Source organism: Tropicimonas sp. IMCC34043, assembly GCF_003390845.1.
Lineage (GTDB): Bacteria > Pseudomonadota > Alphaproteobacteria > Rhodobacterales > Rhodobacteraceae > Tropicimonas.
This window is the reverse complement of record NZ_QMEK01000010.1, coordinates 41,040-57,711: the sequence shown is the minus strand read 5'-3', so window position 1 is coordinate 57,711 and position 16,672 is coordinate 41,040. Positions and strand designations below refer to the sequence as shown.

Below are 16,672 nucleotides of genomic sequence, written 5' to 3'. Positions count from 1 at the left end.
GCCCTGCGTTTAGGCTGCGCGCCCCTCGGATCCAAGGCTTTTCTGGGTGACGGGCGTTTCGAGCCACTCATAGATCTCGAAAGCGGCCGCGCTGATGCCGCCGCCACAGCAGCTTCCGCCGGAGGTCGGGCAGCCGGCGCAGCCGCCGCTGCTCGCGCAGCCCGGGCAGACGCATGCAAGGTTCTTGCGCGCCACGCGGCCCTTGCGGACCCAGTGGTCGAGCATGCCCTCGATCGCTTCGGGCGGCAGTCGGAAACGGTTGGAAAGATCGCTCAGACTGGCCGAGCCGTGTTCTTTCAGATAGGCGCGGAGTTCCATCAACATGATCTGCCCCCCTACTCTGCCACCACCGGCCGGTGCTGCCTGCCGGTCGCGAACCGCGGTCCACGCAGCCGAAGCGCTGCGAACACCGCGCAGAAGACCAGCAGAACTGCCACGATCCATTCGAGCGAGCCGAGCGGATGGCGGGTCACGGTCGCCGCCTGATAGAAGATGACGGCCGAACCATAGCCGAGCAGCATGGTCCAGCTTGCCGCGAAAGCGGCCCATTGCCAGCCCGATTCCCGCGCCATGGCGCCAAGCGCCGCAACGCAGGGGGTATAGAGCAGGATCATCAGCAGATAGGCAAAGGCCCCTGCCTGCCCGTCGAACAGTGCCGCCATGGTGCCATAGCTGCCCGGCATCTCGGCGGTGGCGGTCGCCCCGCCGCTTGCCAGCGCCGCAAGGTTGTCGCGCACCGAGGCCAGAGCCTCGCCGATGGCTGCGAACGGGGCAAAGCTGGGGCCCTCCTCGGCCGCGGTGTCGCCCATCCCCGAATAAAGCGTGTTCAGCGTGCCGACGACCGCTTCCTTGGCGAGAATCCCGGTGAACAGCCCGACCGCGGCGGGCCAGTTGTCTTCCTGCAGGCCCATGGGCGCGAAGGCGGGCATCATCGTGCGGCCGATCTCGGACAGGACGGAGGCGTCGGTGTCCTCGTTGCCGAAGCTCCCGTCGGTGCCCCATGAATTGAGGAAGCTGAGCGCCACCACCATGACGACGATGATCTTGCCGGCGCCGAGGATGAAGGCTCTCAACCGGTCCCAGGCGCGCATCCCGACCGCGCGCAGCCGCGGCAGGTGATAGGCCGGCAGTTCCATCACGAAGGGCGAGCTTTCGCCCCGCAGCAGGGTCGATTTCAGCAGCAGCCCGGTGCCAACCGCCGCAAGGATACCAAGGATATAGAGCGCGAAGACAAGGTTCTGACCGCCGGTCGGGAAGAAGGCGGCGGCGAACAGGGCAAAGACCGCCAGCCGCGCGCCGCAGGACATGAACGGCGCCATCATCACCGTCAGCGTACGGTCGCGGGGGTTGTCGAGCGTGCGTGCCGCCATGATTGCCGGCACGTTACAGCCGAAACCGACGATCAGCGGCACGAATGCCTTTCCGGGCAGCCCGACCATCCGCATGAAGCGGTCCATCACGAAGGCCGCGCGCGCCATGTATCCCGAATCCTCCAGCGCCGAGAGAAACAGGAACAGCAGGCCCACGATGGGCACGAAGGTCGCCACGGTCTGGATGCCGCCGCCGACCCCGTCTGCGATCAGCGTGGTGGCCCAGGCGGGTGCGCTGACCGCCTGCAATGCCGCCGCCGGCCAGTCGACAAAAATCGCGCCGGCGAGAATGTCGAAGAAATCGATGAACGCCCCGCCAAGCGAGATCGTGACGGTGAAAAGGCCGTACATGACCGCCAGGAAGATCGGGATGCCGAAGATCCGGCTGAGAACGACCTTGTCGAGCCGGTCCGACAGGGTACGGCTGAGCTCGGCGTTGCGGCGCACCGCCTCGCCCGCAATCTCGGTGACGAAATCATAGCGGCCACAGGCGATGGCGGTGTCGGCCTCCATATCGGTCGCTTGCTCGAGGGCGTCGCGCAGGCGGTCGGCCTCGACGATGACCGCGGGATCGGTCATGACCGGGCACAGCTCGTCGCCCTCCAGATGCTTGATCGCCAGCCAGCGCGGGTCGGCATGTTCGATCGAGGCGACGACGAAGGGTTCGAGCGAGGCAATCACGCTTTCGACCGCCGCATCGAACTGCAGCTTGGCGGTCGGGACGTGCCGGGCGCGGGCCGCGCGCAGCATTTCGTCCTTCAGGAGGTCGAGCCCCTGCCCTTCGGCCGCAACCAGCGGCACCACCGGGCAGCCAAGCCGCGCCGACAGCGCCGCGGCGTCGACGGTGACGCCATGAGCGCGTGCCACGTCCATCATGTTCAGCGCCACCAGCATCGGCACGCCCATCTCGAGCAACTGGACGGTGAGATAGAGGTTCCGTTCGATGTTCGAGGCGTCGATGATGTCGACGATCAGATCGGGTTTGTTCGACAGGATGAAGTCGCGCGCCAGCCGTTCGTCGAGCGAGGTCGCCCCGCCCGCAACCGACAGCGAATAGACGCCGGGCAGGTCCACAAGTTCGATCGCCGCCCCGGCATGAGTAAAGTGTCCGACCTTCTTCTCGACCGTCACGCCGGGCCAGTTGCCGACCAGCTGGCGGCTGCCGGTCAGGGCGTTGAACAGCGTGGTCTTGCCACAATTGGGGTTGCCGGCAATGGCGATCTGCACGTCGCTCATGCGTCTATCCTCCGAATCTCAAGCGTGTCGGCCTCGTCGCGCCGCAAGGAAAGGGCATAGCCGCGAACCCGGATCTCGACCGGATCGCCCAATGGCGCGACCCGGGTGACGCGGATCTCGATCCCCGGGGTCAGCCCCATGGACAGAAGCTTCTGACGATAAGCCTGACCGCCTTTGCCGTATCCGGTAACCGCCGCACGGTCACCGACCGCAAGATCCTTCAGCTTGAGAGTCATCGCCTCACCTGCCCTTTTCCACCGGTGTCACCAGGATCCTTCTGGCCAGATCCTGCCCCAGTGCGACCCTTGTGTCGCCAAGGGCAATGACCACGCCCTCGTCCATCTCGGATTGCAAAAGTTGCAGGCGCTTGCCGGTTTGGATCCCCATGTCCTGCAGCTGGCCGCGGGTGGCCAGATCTCCGGCGATGGCCGTAACTTTGAGGGTGCCACAGGGGGCGAGTGACAGGGGTAGACCGGCAAGACTCATGGCGTTCTCAGTGGCATGGCCACTTTCTCTTTGAAATCGCTAGGTCTTTCTGAGAGGGCGCGTCTGCTCGGACAAAAAGGCCAAGACCCGGATATCTTTTCTGACTAAGTTAGTCAAGTATACACGGGGCCCGCGCGGACGAGCCGCCGAACTATTGGGCCGTTTCAAGGCGGTGGCTCAAGACCTCGGCGGATTTCGAAACTGCACGGGGCGCGGCGCCAGACGGCCCCGCCCCGTGCGACAGCTCAGGCAAGCGTGGTCAGAAGCCCGGCCATGATCTGCGTGCGCGGCACGATCATGGCCTCGTCGATATGTTCCTCGAGCGTGTGATAGCCCGCGCCCTTGACCCCCAGCGAACACAGGCTCGGAATGCCAAGCGCGCCGGTGAAATTGGCGTCCGATCCACCGCCCTGACTGCGATGCGGCATTCCAAGCCCGATCTCGGCCGCGATTGCCTTGGCGGCCTCGTAGAGCCTCATGGTGCCGGGCATCTCTGGCTCCCAGACCGGCCGGGTCACCCCGCGGGTGACGGTGAACGTCACCCCGTTGCGCTGCCCCGACAGATCCAGCATCCGCGCCACTCCGGCATCGAGGTCGGCCTGTTCGCGGGCCATCGACAGGCATTCGGCCGAGGCGAACGAGGGCACGCAATTGACCCAGCGCCCCGAGGTGACGTTGTTGCACGAATAGGTGCAGGCCTCGGTCGTCATCTCTTCGATCTCGATGATCCGGCGGGCCAGTTCGCGCACCGCCGAGACGCCGCCCTTGGGATCGACCCCGGCGTGCGAAGGCTTGCCCTCGGCCGTCAGGTTGAACCGCGCGATGGCATAGCGGCCGGTGCAGACGCCGTTATCCTCGAGCGATGGCTCGGGGCAGAGCACGTATTTCGACCGCTTCGCCTCGGTCTCGATCAGGGTGCGGGTCGCGGGCGTGCCGATTTCCTCGTCGGGGGTGAACAGCGCGACAATGGGCAGCGGCGTCTCGATCCCGGCCTCCTGGATCCGCCGGATTGCTTCGAGCGCGATGTAGTTGCCGCCCTTCATGTCCTGGATGCCGGGGCCATAGACCTTGCCGCCCTCGCGCCGGAACGGGTTCTTGGCCAGTGTCCCCACCGGGTGCACGGTGTCGAAATGGCCGGTGATCATGATCCCGGGCGTGCCCATCCTCGGGTGCGGGAAGGCCGCCCTGACGGACCCGCCAAGCCCCAAGCTGCCCGGGATGCGTTCGACCGTGGCGCCAAGTTCGGCGCAGCGGAAGGCGACCAGATCCATCATCCGGTCGACCGCGGCGGTATCCCAGGTCGGGCTTTCGCATTCGATCCAGGGCTTCAGCCCGGCAATGATGTCGTCGGTGTCGAAGGGAAGATCTTTCCAGACGGTCATGCGGCGGCTCCTCGGCTGGTCACAAGATTTGCATAGATGCTGGCGCCGACCGGCAGGATCGCATCGTCGAGCACATATCCCGGGTTGTGGACCGGTACGCTGCCCGCATGTCCCACGGTGCAATAGGCGCCGGGCACCACCCGCAGCATGTCGGCGAAATCCTCCGATCCCATCACCAGGTCCTGCTTCAGCCCCGCCTTGCCGGCGCCGACCACCGCGGCGGCGGCATCCAGCACCGCGTCCGACAGATCTGCATCGTTCACCAGCACGTCGAAGGTGTTGCGGATATCGACCGCGATCTCGACCCCGTATCCCTTGGCCGTACCTTCGCAGAGCGCGCGCAGCCGGGCCGAGATCATCTCGCCCACCGAAGTGTCGAAGAACCGGATCGTGCCGCCCAGTTCCGCGGTTTCCGGGATGACGTTATAGGCGTCGCCCGCGTGGATCTTGGTGACCGAAACCACCGCCGGGCTGGTCGGGGGCACGTTGCGCGCCACGATCGACTGCAGCTGCTGGACAAGGGACGAGGCGATGACCACCGGGTCGCGGCTGTCCTCGGGGCGCGCGCCGTGGCTGCCGCAGCCGCTGATCCGGATGTCGAAGAAATCCGATCCCGCCATTGCCGGACCCTTCTTGATCCCCACCTCATCGGGATCGTCCTGGGGCGCGTTGTGCATGCCGTAGATCTCGTCACAGGGAAAGCGGTCGAACAGCCCGTCGGCGATCATCGCGCGGGCGCCGCCAAGCCCCTCTTCGGCGGGCTGGAAGATGAAGACGGCGGTGCCGGCGAAATCCGGGTTCCCGGCCAGATAGCGCGCGGCGCCAAGCAGCATGGTCGTGTGCCCGTCATGGCCGCAGGCATGCATCACGCCCGGCGTCTTCGAGGCCCAGGGCAGGTTCGTCTGCTCGTGGATCGGCAGCGCGTCCATGTCGGCGCGCAACCCGATGGTCTTGCCCGGCCGCGTGCCCTTCAGCACGCCGACGACGCCGGTGCCGCCGATGCCCCGCGTCACCTCGATCCCCCACTCCGACAGCTTCGCGGCGACGATCCCGGCGGTCCGATGCTCCTGAAACCCCAGTTCGGGGTGTTCGTGCAGGTCGCGGCGGATCGTCGTCAGTTCGTCGGCAAATTCTGCGATCTGGTCAATGACCGGCATCTGCGTTCTCCTTGGTGGTGTCCTCTGGGCGCTGAAAGGCAGGGCCGAGCGCGCCAAGCCGGAGGCCCGGGCGCAGGTCGGTCCATGGCAGCAACGCCGGATCATGGGCCATCGGTCCCGGCGCGGCCGCGGTCAGCAGGGCCCCGGCGATGGGATCGAAATCGGCGCGGAAATGGACCGAGCTCTTGACGATCAGGATCGGTTCGACCTCGGGGTGGATCCCGACCTGCCGGAACATGTCGCGGTCGGCCATCTGCGCCTTGGCCGAGACCACGACGATGCGCAGACCGTCGAGGCGCAGGCAAGCCGAGGGTCCCATGTCGATCCGCCTGCCGCGATAATAGGGGCCGTGGGCGGTGAATTCGCCGTCCGAGAGCCATTCGACCAGAAACTCGGCCTCGAACGGGCTGTCGCCCGGGATGCCGGAGGCGCCGCCGATGGAAAGGTGCACCCGCGCGCCCAGCCCCGCGGCATGGGCGGCTTTGGCAGCGGCCGGGTCGTAAAGGTTGCCGATCGCCCCGCGCGCGCCAGCCGCAGCCATCGCCCGGATCATGCCGGTGGTGTCGCTGTTCGCCCCCGCACCGGGGTTGTCCTGTGTGTCGGCGATGACGACCGGCCCCCGGGTGGCGGGATCGGCGGCCAGCCGCATCGCCTCGGCCACCGCCGCGTCAGGGCTCAACACCCGGCCCTTGAAGGCAGGTTCGGCCGCCGCGATCTCGGCCAGCAGGGTGTCTGCGGCCTCGGCGGCACCGGGGCCATAGGCCAGCACCGACATCTGGCATTCGGGGAAATCGGCGGCGGGAAAGCCCATGTTGAAGCTCATGTCACGCTCGCCCGCCTCCAGCGCCGCCATCCGGTCATAAAGCCCGCGCGCCGGTTCGGCGGCGGTGCATTGCCAGGCGATGGCCGGGATGTATCCGGGCACCCGCATCGCCTTTTCGGGCCGCGCGCCCGCAAGCATCCGGCCAAGCGCGCGGGCACCGCGCAGCCCGGTTTCGGCCATGTCGACATGGGGATAGGTGCGATAGCTGTGCAACTGGTCGGCCAGCTCGAACATGGCGCGAGTGACGTTGGCGTGCAGATCGAGACAGACCACCACCGGCACCTCGGTGCCGATCCGGTCGCGCAGGCGCGCCAGCAACTCGCCCTCGCCGTCGCTCACATGCTCGGTCACCATGGCGCCGTGAAGGTCGAGGAACACGCCGTCGAGCGGCCCGGCGGCGGCGATCATGTCGAGCATCTCGCCCGCGATCCGTTCGAAGGCGTCTTCGGTGACATGGGCCGAGGGCGAGGTGGCGCAGAACAGCGTCGGGATCAGGTCCCAGCCCTCGGCGCGCCCGTGCCGGATCGCGCCCGAGATCGCGGCATTGGCATCGGCGTAGGTCGTCAGGATCGGCGCACCGCGCAGCATCCGGCCCGCTCCGCCGCCGTGGACAAAGTCGTCGTATGTCGCCTTCGACGGCGCGAAGGTGTTGGTTTCGTGCAGAAATCCGCCGATGGCAATGCGCGGGGGTGTCATGGTCTGTCCTTGATCAGCATTCAGGGGTTTCACGGCACGGCGCGGGTTGCGCGCGGTGCCTTTCGTTCAGGCCGCCACGGGGCGGAAATTGGGGAAATCCCAGTCCCGCCCCGGCGCCGCGGCCAGAAGCGCGCGGGTATAGTCGTGCTTTGGTGCCCCCAGAACCCCGGCCGTGGGGCCGTATTCCACCACCTCGCCCTGCCGCATCACCGCCACCTCGTCGCAGATCTGCGCCGCGACCCGCAGGTCGTGGGTGATGAACAGGATCGCAATATGGGTGCGGTCCTGGATCTCGGCCAGCAGGTGCAACACCTGCGCCTGCACCGAGACATCAAGCGCCGAGACCGCCTCGTCCGCGACCAGCAGGTCGGGCTCCATCGCCAGCGCGCGGGCAATGGCGATGCGCTGGCGCTGCCCGCCCGAGAACATGTGCGGATAGCGCCGGGCCGCCGCCGCGGGCAGCCCGACAAGCTCCAGCAGTTCCGCCGCCTTCGCCCGCGCCTGCGCCTGGGGCATGCCATAATTCACCGGCCCCTCGATAACGCTCTCCTCGATCGTCAGCCGGGGATTGAGCGAGCGGTAGGGGTCCTGAAACACCATCTGCAGCTTCTTGCGATAGGGATGCAGACCGCGCCGGGACAGCCCGCTGATCTGCTGGCCGCCGACCCTGATGCCGCCCGATGTCGGGTCGATCAGACGCATGACACAGCGCGCCACGGTGCTTTTGCCCGATCCGCTTTCACCGACGATGCCGAGCGTGCGCCCCGCCTTCAGTTCCAGACTGACGCCCTTGGCGGCATGCGTGGTCCGGGTCTTCGACAGAAAGCCGCCGCCGCCATAGATCTTGTCGAGGTCGGTAATCTCGAGCGCGACATTGCGCCGGCTGACCGGCCGGGCCTGGCGCGGCACCAGCGAGGGCACCGCGGACAGAAGCTGCCGTGTATAGGCCTCGGCCGGGGCCGAAAGGATCTGCATCAGCGGGCCGGTTTCGACCATCTCGCCGCGGTTCATCACATAGACGCGGTCGGCGATCTCGGCCACCACGCCCATGTCGTGGGTAATGAACAGAACCGCGGTGCCGTGCTGCTTTTGCAGGTCCTTGATCAGCTTCAGGATCTGCTTTTGCGTGGTGACGTCGAGCGCTGTCGTCGGTTCGTCCGCGATCAGCAGCCGCGGCTCCAGGATCAGCGCCATGGCGATCATGATCCGCTGCCGCTGCCCGCCCGAAAGCTGGTGCGGATAGGATCGCATCATGCGTTCGATATCGGGCAGACCGACCTGATCGAGGATGTCGAGGACCTTGGCATGGGCCTCGGCATTCGACATCTTCGTGTGCGCCTCCAGCACCTCGCGGATCTGGTCGCCGACCTTCAGCACCGGATTCAGCGCCGTCATCGGCTCCTGAAAGATCATCGACATCCGCGTTGCCCGACATTCGCGAAGCTGCGCCGCCGACAGATCGAGCAGGTTTTCCCCGTCGAGCAGGATGCGCCCGCCCGTCACCTTCAGCGCGCCTTTCGGCAGCAGCCCCATGGTGGCCAGCGAACTGACCGACTTGCCCGACCCGCTTTCGCCGACAAGGCACACGGTCTCGCCCGCCTCGATCGTCAGCGAGACGCCGCGCAGCACTTCGTTTCCGTCCTTGCGGTCGATGGCGACCCGCAGATCCTCGATTTCCAGTACCGGCATGATCAGTCCTCCCTCTTGCCCATGCGCGGGTCGAGCACGTCGCGCGCGGCATCGCCCAGCAGGTTGATCGACAGGATGCAAAGCGACAGCGCCAGACCCGGCCACAGGATCAGCGAGGGCATCAGCCGGAAATAGACCCGCGATTCCGCCATGATGTTGCCCCAGGTCGGGGTTTCGGTCGAAACGCCCGCGCCAAGAAAGCTGAGGATCGCCTCGGTCAGGATCGCCGAGGCGCAGACATAGGTCGCCTGCACCGTCAGCGGTGCGAAGGTGTTGGGCATCAGGTGCCGCCACAGGATCCGCGGCATCGAGGTGCCAAGCGACATGGCAGCCTCGACATAGGGTTCCTCGCGCGCCGACAGGACGATCGAGCGGACAAGCCGAACAACGCGCGGGATCTCGGGGATGGTGATCGCGGCCATGACGGTCCAGATGCTCGCGCCCATCAGCGAAACGATGGCAATCGCGAGCAGAACCGAGGGCATCGCCATCAGCCCGTCCATGATCCGCATCACGACCGCATCGGCCGAGCGGAAAAAGCCCGAGACGAGCCCGATGGCAAGGCCGAGCGTGACGGCAAGCACGGTGACGCCGATCCCGATAATCAGCGAGACGCGCGCGCCATACAGCACCCGGCTGAACAGGTCGCGGCCATAGGCGTCGGTGCCCAGCCAGAACTCGGCCGACGGCGGTTTCAGCCGCATCACCGGGTTCTGGTGGATCGGATCGTGGGGCGCGATCAGCGGCGCAAAGATCGCGGCCAGCAGGATCAGCAGCAGCACCGCGGCGGCGATCATGGGGGCGATGCCGACCCTTTCGGCCAGCGCCCGGGTCGACAGCGGGAAGGCCCCGCGCAGGAGGTTTTCGGCCATCAGTAGCGGATCCGTGGGTCAAGGAAGGAATAGGACAGGTCGATCAGCAGATTGACGAACACATAGATGCCCGCGGTCAGCAGGATCAGCGCCTGGATCACCGGATAGTCGCGGGCAAAGATGCTGTCGACGGTCAGCCGGCCAAGTCCGGGGATGTTGAACACGCTCTCGGTCACCACGACGCCCGAAATCAGCAGGGCAAAGCCTGTGCCGATCACGGTCATCACCGGGACGGCGGCGTTGCGCAGCGCATGGCGGAACAGCACCCGGCCCTCGGTCAGGCCCTTGGCGCGGGCGGTGCGGACATAATCCTCGCCCAGCACATCGAGCAGGCTGGCGCGGGTCATCCGCGCGATCAGCGCGATATAGATCGAGGACAACGTTACCGCGGGCAGGATCGCGCGTTGCAGGAACCCGGCGAAATCCTTGGTCGGCGCGATGTATCCCTGCACCGGCAGCAGCTTGAGGTCGATCGCGAAGACCATGATCAGCAGATAGCCGATCACGAAGACCGGGATCGAAAAGCCGAGCACCGAGAAGGTCATCACCAGATGGTCGATCCAGCTGCCATGGCGCCAGGCGGCCATGACCCCCATCGGCACCGCGACCGCGACCGACAGCGTGATGGTGATCAGCGCGATCCAGATCGTCGGCCACATCCGGTCGCCGACAAGGTGGATCACCGGCTGGTTCGAAATCAGCGAGGTGCCGAAATCGCCGCGCATCAATTGCCCGATCCAGTGCACGAACTGGACATGCAGCGGATCGTTGAGGCCAAGAGTGGTGCGGATCCTGTCCAGTTGATCGGGGGTTGCCATGTCGCCTGCGATGATTGCCGCCGGGTCGCCCGGCGTCAGGCGCAGCAACAGGAAGACGAAGACTGCCACGACCAGCATCACCGGAATGGCAGCCAGTACGCGGCGGAGGAAATAGACGGGCATCTCGGGTCCTTGCGATCCGTTGGAGCCCCGGCCAGACGGTCCGGCCGGGGGAAGATGTCATCTGCGGGTTGTGTTCGTCACTCGGTCTTGTCGATGCCCCAGAAGACCGGGAACGGGGCTTGCTCGACCCCGGTCAGCGTGTCGCTCCAGGCCGAGGGCGAATAGAGCTGGCCGAGATGGATATAGTTCACGTTGTCCATCACGTGGGCCTGGATCTTTTCGGCCACCGCCTTTTGGGCATCGAGCCCGACGGCGTTGGCAAAGTCGGTGCGCAGCGCCTCGATCTCGGGATCGTCGGGCCAGCCGAACCAGGCGTCGTCGCCACGACCGTTCAGCATGACGTTGGCCAGCGGGTTCGACACCTCGGGGACGATCCAGTTGGTGAAGAACATGTTCCAGCCGCCATCGTCGGGCGCGGACTGGCTGGCGCGGCGTCCGACAAGGGTCTGCCAGTCCATCGGCTGCAGATCGACATTGAAGCCCGCTTCGCGCAGCGCCTGGGCGGCGACCACAGGCTGCGGGGCGATGGTGACCACGTCGGTCGGCTGCATCAGCACGACGGGCGTGCCGTCATAGCCGGCTTCGGCCAGCAAGGCCTTGGCGCCCTCGATATCGCCGCCCGAGGTCAGGGTGTCGGACCCGTCGGCGAATTCGAACGGGGTGCCGCAGCCGAAGATCGCGCCGCAGACCTTGAAATAGTCCGGGTTGCCCTGCAATGCGGTCAGAACGTCGTTCTGGCTGATCGCCATCAGCGCCGCCTGGCGGATCTTCTTGTTGTCGAACGGCGGATAAAGGAAATTCATCCGCCCGATGGTCACGGACCCAAGCGGCGCCAGCACCTCGGTCTGGATCCCCGGCATGCCTTCCAGCAGCGGCAGCAGATCGACGGGGACGAACTCCATGAAGTCGATCTCGGCGTTCATCAGCGCGTTGATCGAGGTCTGGGCGTCGGGCATCGTCACCCATTCGACGCGGTCGACCTTGACGTCCTTGGCACCCGAGAACCAGCTCGGCGGGCCATCGGCCGGCACATAATCCTCGAACTTTTCATAGACGACCTTGACGCCGGGCTGGAATTCCTCGGTGACAAAGCGGAACGGGCCGGAGCCGATATATTCGGTGATCGCCTCGTCGGCGGGCTGGCTGGCGATGCGCTCGGGCATCATGAACAGCGCCAGGCTCGAGGTCTTGGCCATCGCCTCGAGCGTATAGGGGAAGGGTTCCTTGAGCGTGAGCACGAAGGTCTTGTCGCCAGTGGCCTCAAGGCTCGCCATCCGGTCGGCGATCATCTGGCCGCCGCCGTCGCGCTGCATCCAGCGCTTGATCGAGGCGATGCAATCGGCCGGCGTGACATCGCCGCCATCGTGCCACTTCAGCCCGTCGCGCAGCGTGAAGGTATAGCTCAGCCCGTCGTCCGAGACAGCAAAGCTCGCCATTTGCGGCGTGACTTCGAAATCCGAATTCAGCGCCACCAGCGTGTCATAGATCATGAACGCGTTGTCGCGAGTGATGTGCGCGGTGGTAATCACCGGGTCCAGAACCCGCAGGCCCGAATGCATCACCGCGGTGATGGTCTTTTCGGCATGGGCAGGCAGAACCGTGGTCAGCATCAAGGCGGCGGCGCCGGCAAATCCGGTGCGAAGGCCACTCCAAATGGCTGTCATCAGTAGATCCTCTCTGTCGTCTGTTGGGCGGTTTGGTCTCGGTCCCGTCGGTGCGGGATCCCAGGCGAACCTTGGCGTAGAGCGAAGGCGAGCCGAAACGAATTTGTTCGGAAACGAGCGGAAGTTCTCACACTGCCCAGTCTGCAGGCGGTCGGCCTTGCGACCCCGTCCAGCGGTCTCGCAAGGCGTGTCCGGGCGGCGCCCGTCTGGCAGTGTCGCGCCTCGCAGTCCGCCGACGCTTGCGCGGGCGCTTGACCGCACCCGACCCGACAGCACAGGGTTGCGCGGGTCCCGCCACCACCGCACCACCTTGCCCGCCTTTGCGGGTGTTCCGGGGCCGCACCGAAATCCCAGATGCCCGCATCTTCTCGCGATGGACCCCAGATGACCGCTCACACGCCGCTCGACCCCGACCTTCCCACCACGCTTGGCGCCGCCGTCAAGGCGGGCTTCGCGGCCCAGATCGCACTGACCCAGGAACTGGTTCGCCGCCCCTCGCAGCGCGGCGAGGAGCATGCGGTGCAGGACTTCCTGCAGCAGGAATTCGCGCGGCGCGGACTGGCCGTCGAGCGGTTCGCCATGGACCGCACAGCGCTTGCCGCGCATCCCGGCTCCGGGCGCTGGAGCGCCGAGCATTCCGAGGCTCCGATCGTCGTCGGTACCCACAATCCGCGCGACGGACGCGGGCATTCGCTGCTGCTGCAGGGCCATGTCGATGTGGTCCCGACCGGGCCCGAACACCTGTGGACCGACCCGCCCTATGCCGCCGTCATCCGCGACGGGCGGATGTACGGGCGCGGCGCGGGCGACATGAAATCGGGGCTGGCCTGTGCCATCGCCGCGCTCGATGCGCTGGCCGCCTGCGGCTGGCAGCCGGCCGCGACGGTCTATCTCGCCTCGGTCGTCGAGGAGGAAAGCACCGGCAACGGCGCGCTGATGACCCATCTCCGCGGCTATCGCGCCGAAGCGGCGCTGATCCCCGAACCGGCGGGCGAAAGCCTGGTGCGCGCCAATACCGGGGTCTTGTGGTTTCGTGTGGAGTTTCAGGGAATCCCGAAACATGTCAGTGACATGGGGGCCGGTGCGAATGCTATAGACGCGGCCATCCGCACCATCGCCGCGCTGCGCGAAATGGAGCGCGAATGGAACGACCGGCGCGGCGAGCATCCGCTGCTGGGGCAGATGGCAAAGCCCATCAACCTCAACGTCGGACGGATCGAGGGCGGCGAATGGGCGTCTTCGGTGCCGGCGACGGCCGCGGTCGATTTCCGGATCTCGATCCTGCCGAACTGGTCCGTGGCCGACTGTGCGGCCGAGATCGAGGCGCGGCTGGCCAGCATTGCCGCCGCCGATCCCTACCTGTCACAGAACTCGCCGCGGCTGATCTGGAACGGGTTCTTTGCGGACGGCTACGAGCAACCCGAGGGGACCGAGGCCGAGGCGGCGCTCGACCGCGCGCATCGCGCCGCGATGGGCCGCCCGCTTGGCAGCCATGCCATGCCCGCCTATCTCGATGCCCGGGTCAACGCGCTGTTCGAAGGCATCCCGACGCTTTGCTATGGGGCGAAAAGCTATGCCTCGCACGGGATCGACGAATGCGTCGACATCGACTCGCTGGAGCGTACGACGCTGGCCATCGCGCTGTTCATTGCTGACTGGTGCGGGCTGGAGCCTGCCGCCGGATAGCCCCGCGAATGCGGGCCGCGCGCCCGGCAGCAGGGCCGTCCGGCAGCCGATCACGAGCGGCCAAGCGCATTCACTGTCTGCATCAAGGCCGGCGACATGGCACGGTCGAACTCCTCCGGCGTCCAGTCGGACAAGAGCGCGGTGATCGCGACCGCCCCGACGGGCCGCCCGTCGGTGTTGGTCACGGCCGCGGCAATCCCGATCTCGCCGGGAAGAAGCTGTTCTATGGCAATGGCATAGCCACGCTCGGCCGCCTCGGCCGCGCGCGCCAGGATCTCGTCTTCGTCGACCAGCGTCCGCGGGGTGAACCGCTGCAGGTTCGACCGGCGCAGGATATCGCGGGCCTCCTCCTCGGGCAGGCGCGACAGCACCGCCCAGCCCGAACTGGTGCAGCAGATCGGCACGCTCAGCCCCACCAGCATCGCATGCAGAACCTCGCGTTTGGGCTCCAGCCGGGTCGCATAGACCAGCCGCAGATCGTCGATCAGCGACAGGTCCACACGTTCGTTCACGTTGCTTCGCAGATCGAGCAGATAGGGCACCGCGCGCTGGATCAGACCGTTCAGCCGCATCGCATCGAAAATGTGATCGTAAATCCGGATCCCCGGAACAAAGCCGCGATCGTGCTCGTCGCGCTGGAGATAGTTGAGCTTGCGCAAGGTGTGCACGATCCGCTGCGTGGTGCTGCGGTCCAGCCCGGTTTCCTTCGCGATCTCGGACAGGCTGAGCGGTCGGTCGACGTAGTGGAACGCCGACAGCACCGCCATCGCCCGCGCCGCGGCCCGCACGAACAGCGGGTCGGTGCTGCCCTCGTCGAGCGGAATCGCGGTGCCGCGGGCAATCATGGTGCGGCCGTCATATCCTGTGACCGCCGTCGCCCGCCCGGATCGCCGCCCGCCGGGACGACCCCGTTTCAAGTCTGCCGGAAAATTGGTCATGTTCCTCCGAAAGGCCGCCAAATCGGAAAACCGGGTGCACATGTGATGAGCAAATCGTTTACTGGTCCGATAGGTTCGATGTACGATTGAAGTGTATTAACAATCAATACATGCGTGCCGATATCTCGTCAAACGCGAATCAGCGCCGTCTGTCCGCCACGCGATAGCGGCACCCCCGGAAACCGATCTGCCGAAGGATCCACGATGCCTGCAACCCCTCCCCTTCACGCCCTCTCCGCCACCGAAATGCTGTCGGGCTATCGCGACGGCGCGCTATCGCCGGTCGAGATCACCGAGGCGGTGATCGCCCAGATCGAGCGCTGCGAACCGCAGTTGCACGCGACCTATGCCTTCGACCCTGACGGTGCGCTGCAGATGGCGCGGCAGTCCGAGGCGCGCTGGCAGGCCGGCACACCGATCACCCGCGACGGCATCACGATCGACGGCATCCCCACGACGATCAAGGAGAACATCGCAACCAAAGGCGTGCCCGTGCCGCTCGGCTCGGCGGCAAGCCTGCTTTCCCCCGCGACCGAGGATGCCCCCCCGGCCGCGCGGATGCGCGAGGCCGGCGCCGTGATCCTCGGCAAGACCACGATGCCGGAATTCGGCATGTTCTCGTCGGGATTGTCGAGCTTTCACCCCTTGACCCGCAATGCCTGGAACACCGCGATGAACCCGGGCGGGTCGAGCGCCGGGGCCGGGGCGGCGGGGGCGGCGGGATACGGACCGTTCCACATCGGCACCGACATCGGCGGGTCGGTCCGCTTTCCGGCCGGCTGGAACGGGCTGGTGGGGCTGAAGCCGAGCCTTGGCCGGATCCCGATTGCGCCGCCCTACATGGGCCGCGTCGCCGGTCCGATGTGCCGCACGGTCGAAGACGCCGCGCTGATGATGGCGGTGCTGTCGCGCCCCGACCCCGCAGAGCGCGACAGCATGAACCTGCCGCCCGAGGCGCTGCCCTGGACCGATCTCGACATGGATCTGAAAGGCGTGCGGATCGGGCTGTGGCTCGAGGCCGGTTGCGGCATGGCGCTCGACCCGCAGGTCCTGCCGCCGGTCGAGGCCGCGGCCCGCGCCTTCGAGGCGGCTGGCGCCATTGTCGAACCGATCGACCCCTGGATGACGAACGACATGCTGGACGGGCTTGAACTGTTCTGGCGGGTCCGGGCCGCGACCGATCTGGCAAAGATGAGCCCGGAGCAGCGCGCCAGGGTGCTGCCGCTCTATCTGGAATGGGCCTTGTCTGCCGACGGTCTGAGCGGCTTCGAGGTCTTCGGCGGCTTCGAGCAGTCGGTGGTGATCCGCAACCGGACCGTCGCCGCGACGCAGGGATTTGACTATGTGCTGTCGCCCCTGTCGGCGAATGCGAGCTTCCCGGCCGAATGGGGCTATGCCAACAACGACGTTACCCGGCCGATGGATCAGATCGGGTTCACCCTGCCCTTCAACATGAGCGAACAGCCCGCGGTGGCGCTGTGCTGCGGCTATGATGCCAACGGAGTGCCACTGGCCTTGCAGATCGCGGGGCACCGGTTCGACGATCTTGGCGTGCTGCGCATGGCCCACGCCTGGGAACAGATGCGCCCGGCGATGCGCCCCTGGCCCATGGATCTGCCGATGTCCGCCATGCGCTGAGTCGGTGGCCCGCCACAACTCGCGTCCCACACCGTCAACGCGAGTTGTGGCGGCGAATTCCCCCAGCGGAAGGCACAAGAGTACGTCCTTGCCA

Annotated in this window: 14 protein-coding genes; 2 read left to right on the top strand and 12 right to left on the bottom strand. The window is 66.5% G+C overall.

Going from position 1 to position 16,672, the window contains the following annotated elements; all coding sequences use genetic code 11:
* Positions 1-9: 9 nt before the first annotated feature.
* From DQG17_RS21365 to DQG17_RS21315, 11 genes are all read right to left on the bottom strand, one after another.
* On the bottom strand, positions 10-324 hold the full coding sequence (locus DQG17_RS21365) for a FeoC-like transcriptional regulator (RefSeq protein ID WP_116135095.1): 315 nt from the start codon (positions 322-324) through the stop codon (positions 10-12).
* Between the two features lie 11 nt (positions 325-335).
* Positions 336-2,606: a Fe(2+) transporter permease subunit FeoB gene (feoB, locus tag DQG17_RS21360; protein ID WP_116135093.1), complete on the bottom strand. Its 2,271-nt coding sequence runs from the start codon at positions 2,604-2,606 to the stop codon at positions 336-338.
* Positions 2,603-2,842, bottom strand: a complete 240-nt coding sequence (locus tag DQG17_RS21355) for a FeoA family protein (RefSeq protein ID WP_116135091.1) — start codon at positions 2,840-2,842, stop codon at positions 2,603-2,605. The genes feoB and DQG17_RS21355 overlap by 4 nt, the downstream gene beginning before the upstream one ends.
* Positions 2,843-2,846: 4 nt before the next feature.
* The gene (locus DQG17_RS21350) at positions 2,847-3,092 is read right to left on the bottom strand and encodes a FeoA family protein (protein WP_116135089.1); all 246 of its coding nucleotides are present in this window, start codon (positions 3,090-3,092) and stop codon (positions 2,847-2,849) included.
* Positions 3,093-3,337: 245 nt separating this feature from the next.
* Entirely contained in the window at positions 3,338-4,474 is a 1,137-nt protein-coding gene (locus DQG17_RS21345) for a M20/M25/M40 family metallo-hydrolase (RefSeq protein ID WP_116135087.1), read from the bottom strand.
* Positions 4,471-5,631 (bottom strand): M20 aminoacylase family protein, encoded by a 1,161-nt coding sequence (locus tag DQG17_RS21340; RefSeq protein ID WP_116135085.1) that lies wholly within the window; start codon positions 5,629-5,631, stop codon positions 4,471-4,473. The genes DQG17_RS21345 and DQG17_RS21340 overlap by 4 nt, the downstream gene beginning before the upstream one ends.
* Positions 5,618-7,150: a M81 family metallopeptidase gene (locus DQG17_RS21335; protein ID WP_116135083.1), complete on the bottom strand. Its 1,533-nt coding sequence runs from the start codon at positions 7,148-7,150 to the stop codon at positions 5,618-5,620. The genes DQG17_RS21340 and DQG17_RS21335 overlap by 14 nt, the downstream gene beginning before the upstream one ends.
* A gap of 66 nt (positions 7,151-7,216) precedes the next feature.
* Positions 7,217-8,839, bottom strand: coding sequence for an ABC transporter ATP-binding protein (locus tag DQG17_RS21330; protein ID WP_116135081.1), 1,623 nt, complete (start codon positions 8,837-8,839; stop codon positions 7,217-7,219).
* A gap of 2 nt (positions 8,840-8,841) precedes the next feature.
* Positions 8,842-9,711, bottom strand: coding sequence for an ABC transporter permease (locus DQG17_RS21325; protein ID WP_116135080.1), 870 nt, complete (start codon positions 9,709-9,711; stop codon positions 8,842-8,844).
* Positions 9,711-10,652 carry an ABC transporter permease gene (locus DQG17_RS21320; protein ID WP_116135078.1) on the bottom strand — a complete coding sequence of 314 codons (942 nt, stop codon included), beginning with the start codon at positions 10,650-10,652 and terminating at the stop codon, positions 9,711-9,713. Before DQG17_RS21320 ends, DQG17_RS21325 begins: the two co-directional genes overlap by 1 nt.
* 77 nt (positions 10,653-10,729) lie before the next feature.
* Entirely contained in the window at positions 10,730-12,316 is a 1,587-nt protein-coding gene (locus DQG17_RS21315; protein ID WP_116135076.1) for an ABC transporter substrate-binding protein, read from the bottom strand.
* Positions 12,317-12,700: 384 nt separating this feature from the next.
* Between DQG17_RS21315 and DQG17_RS21310 the strand changes: the two genes are divergently transcribed.
* Complete coding sequence (locus DQG17_RS21310) at positions 12,701-14,002, top strand: ArgE/DapE family deacylase (RefSeq protein ID WP_116135074.1); 1,302 nt, start codon at positions 12,701-12,703, stop codon at positions 14,000-14,002.
* Between the two features lie 50 nt (positions 14,003-14,052).
* On the opposite strand, the gene DQG17_RS21305 is transcribed toward DQG17_RS21310, so the two are convergent.
* Positions 14,053-14,940, bottom strand: a complete 888-nt coding sequence (locus tag DQG17_RS21305; protein WP_232829535.1) for an IclR family transcriptional regulator — start codon at positions 14,938-14,940, stop codon at positions 14,053-14,055.
* 204 nt (positions 14,941-15,144) lie between these two features.
* On the opposite strand from DQG17_RS21305, the gene DQG17_RS21300 reads away from it, so the two are divergent.
* Positions 15,145-16,578 carry an amidase gene (locus DQG17_RS21300; RefSeq protein WP_116135070.1) on the top strand — a complete coding sequence of 478 codons (1,434 nt, stop codon included), beginning with the start codon at positions 15,145-15,147 and terminating at the stop codon, positions 16,576-16,578.
* Positions 16,579-16,672 lie beyond the last annotated feature (94 nt).

Excerpts from the sequence above, each read along its gene's own strand:
- DQG17_RS21355 (WP_116135091.1), bottom strand. The coding sequence starts at position 2,842 with ATGACTCTCAAGCTGAAGGATCTTGCGGTCGGTGACCGTGCGGCGGTT.
- DQG17_RS21365 (WP_116135095.1), bottom strand. The coding sequence starts at position 324 with ATGTTGATGGAACTCCGCGCCTATCTGAAAGAACACGGCTCGGCCAGT.
- DQG17_RS21310 (WP_116135074.1), top strand. The coding sequence starts at position 12,701 with ATGACCGCTCACACGCCGCTCGACCCCGACCTTCCCACCACGCTTGGC.
- DQG17_RS21350 (WP_116135089.1), bottom strand. The coding sequence starts at position 3,092 with ATGAGTCTTGCCGGTCTACCCCTGTCACTCGCCCCCTGTGGCACCCTC.
- DQG17_RS21330 (WP_116135081.1), bottom strand. The coding sequence starts at position 8,839 with ATGCCGGTACTGGAAATCGAGGATCTGCGGGTCGCCATCGACCGCAAG.
- DQG17_RS21320 (WP_116135078.1), bottom strand. The coding sequence starts at position 10,652 with ATGCCCGTCTATTTCCTCCGCCGCGTACTGGCTGCCATTCCGGTGATG.
- DQG17_RS21300 (WP_116135070.1), top strand. The coding sequence starts at position 15,145 with ATGCCTGCAACCCCTCCCCTTCACGCCCTCTCCGCCACCGAAATGCTG.
- feoB (WP_116135093.1), bottom strand. The coding sequence starts at position 2,606 with ATGAGCGACGTGCAGATCGCCATTGCCGGCAACCCCAATTGTGGCAAG.
- DQG17_RS21340 (WP_116135085.1), bottom strand. The coding sequence starts at position 5,631 with ATGCCGGTCATTGACCAGATCGCAGAATTTGCCGACGAACTGACGACG.
- DQG17_RS21305 (WP_232829535.1), bottom strand. The coding sequence starts at position 14,940 with ATGACCAATTTTCCGGCAGACTTGAAACGGGGTCGTCCCGGCGGGCGG.
- DQG17_RS21335 (WP_116135083.1), bottom strand. The coding sequence starts at position 7,150 with ATGACACCCCCGCGCATTGCCATCGGCGGATTTCTGCACGAAACCAAC.
- DQG17_RS21315 (WP_116135076.1), bottom strand. The coding sequence starts at position 12,316 with ATGACAGCCATTTGGAGTGGCCTTCGCACCGGATTTGCCGGCGCCGCC.
- DQG17_RS21345 (WP_116135087.1), bottom strand. The coding sequence starts at position 4,474 with ATGACCGTCTGGAAAGATCTTCCCTTCGACACCGACGACATCATTGCC.
- DQG17_RS21325 (WP_116135080.1), bottom strand. The coding sequence starts at position 9,711 with ATGGCCGAAAACCTCCTGCGCGGGGCCTTCCCGCTGTCGACCCGGGCG.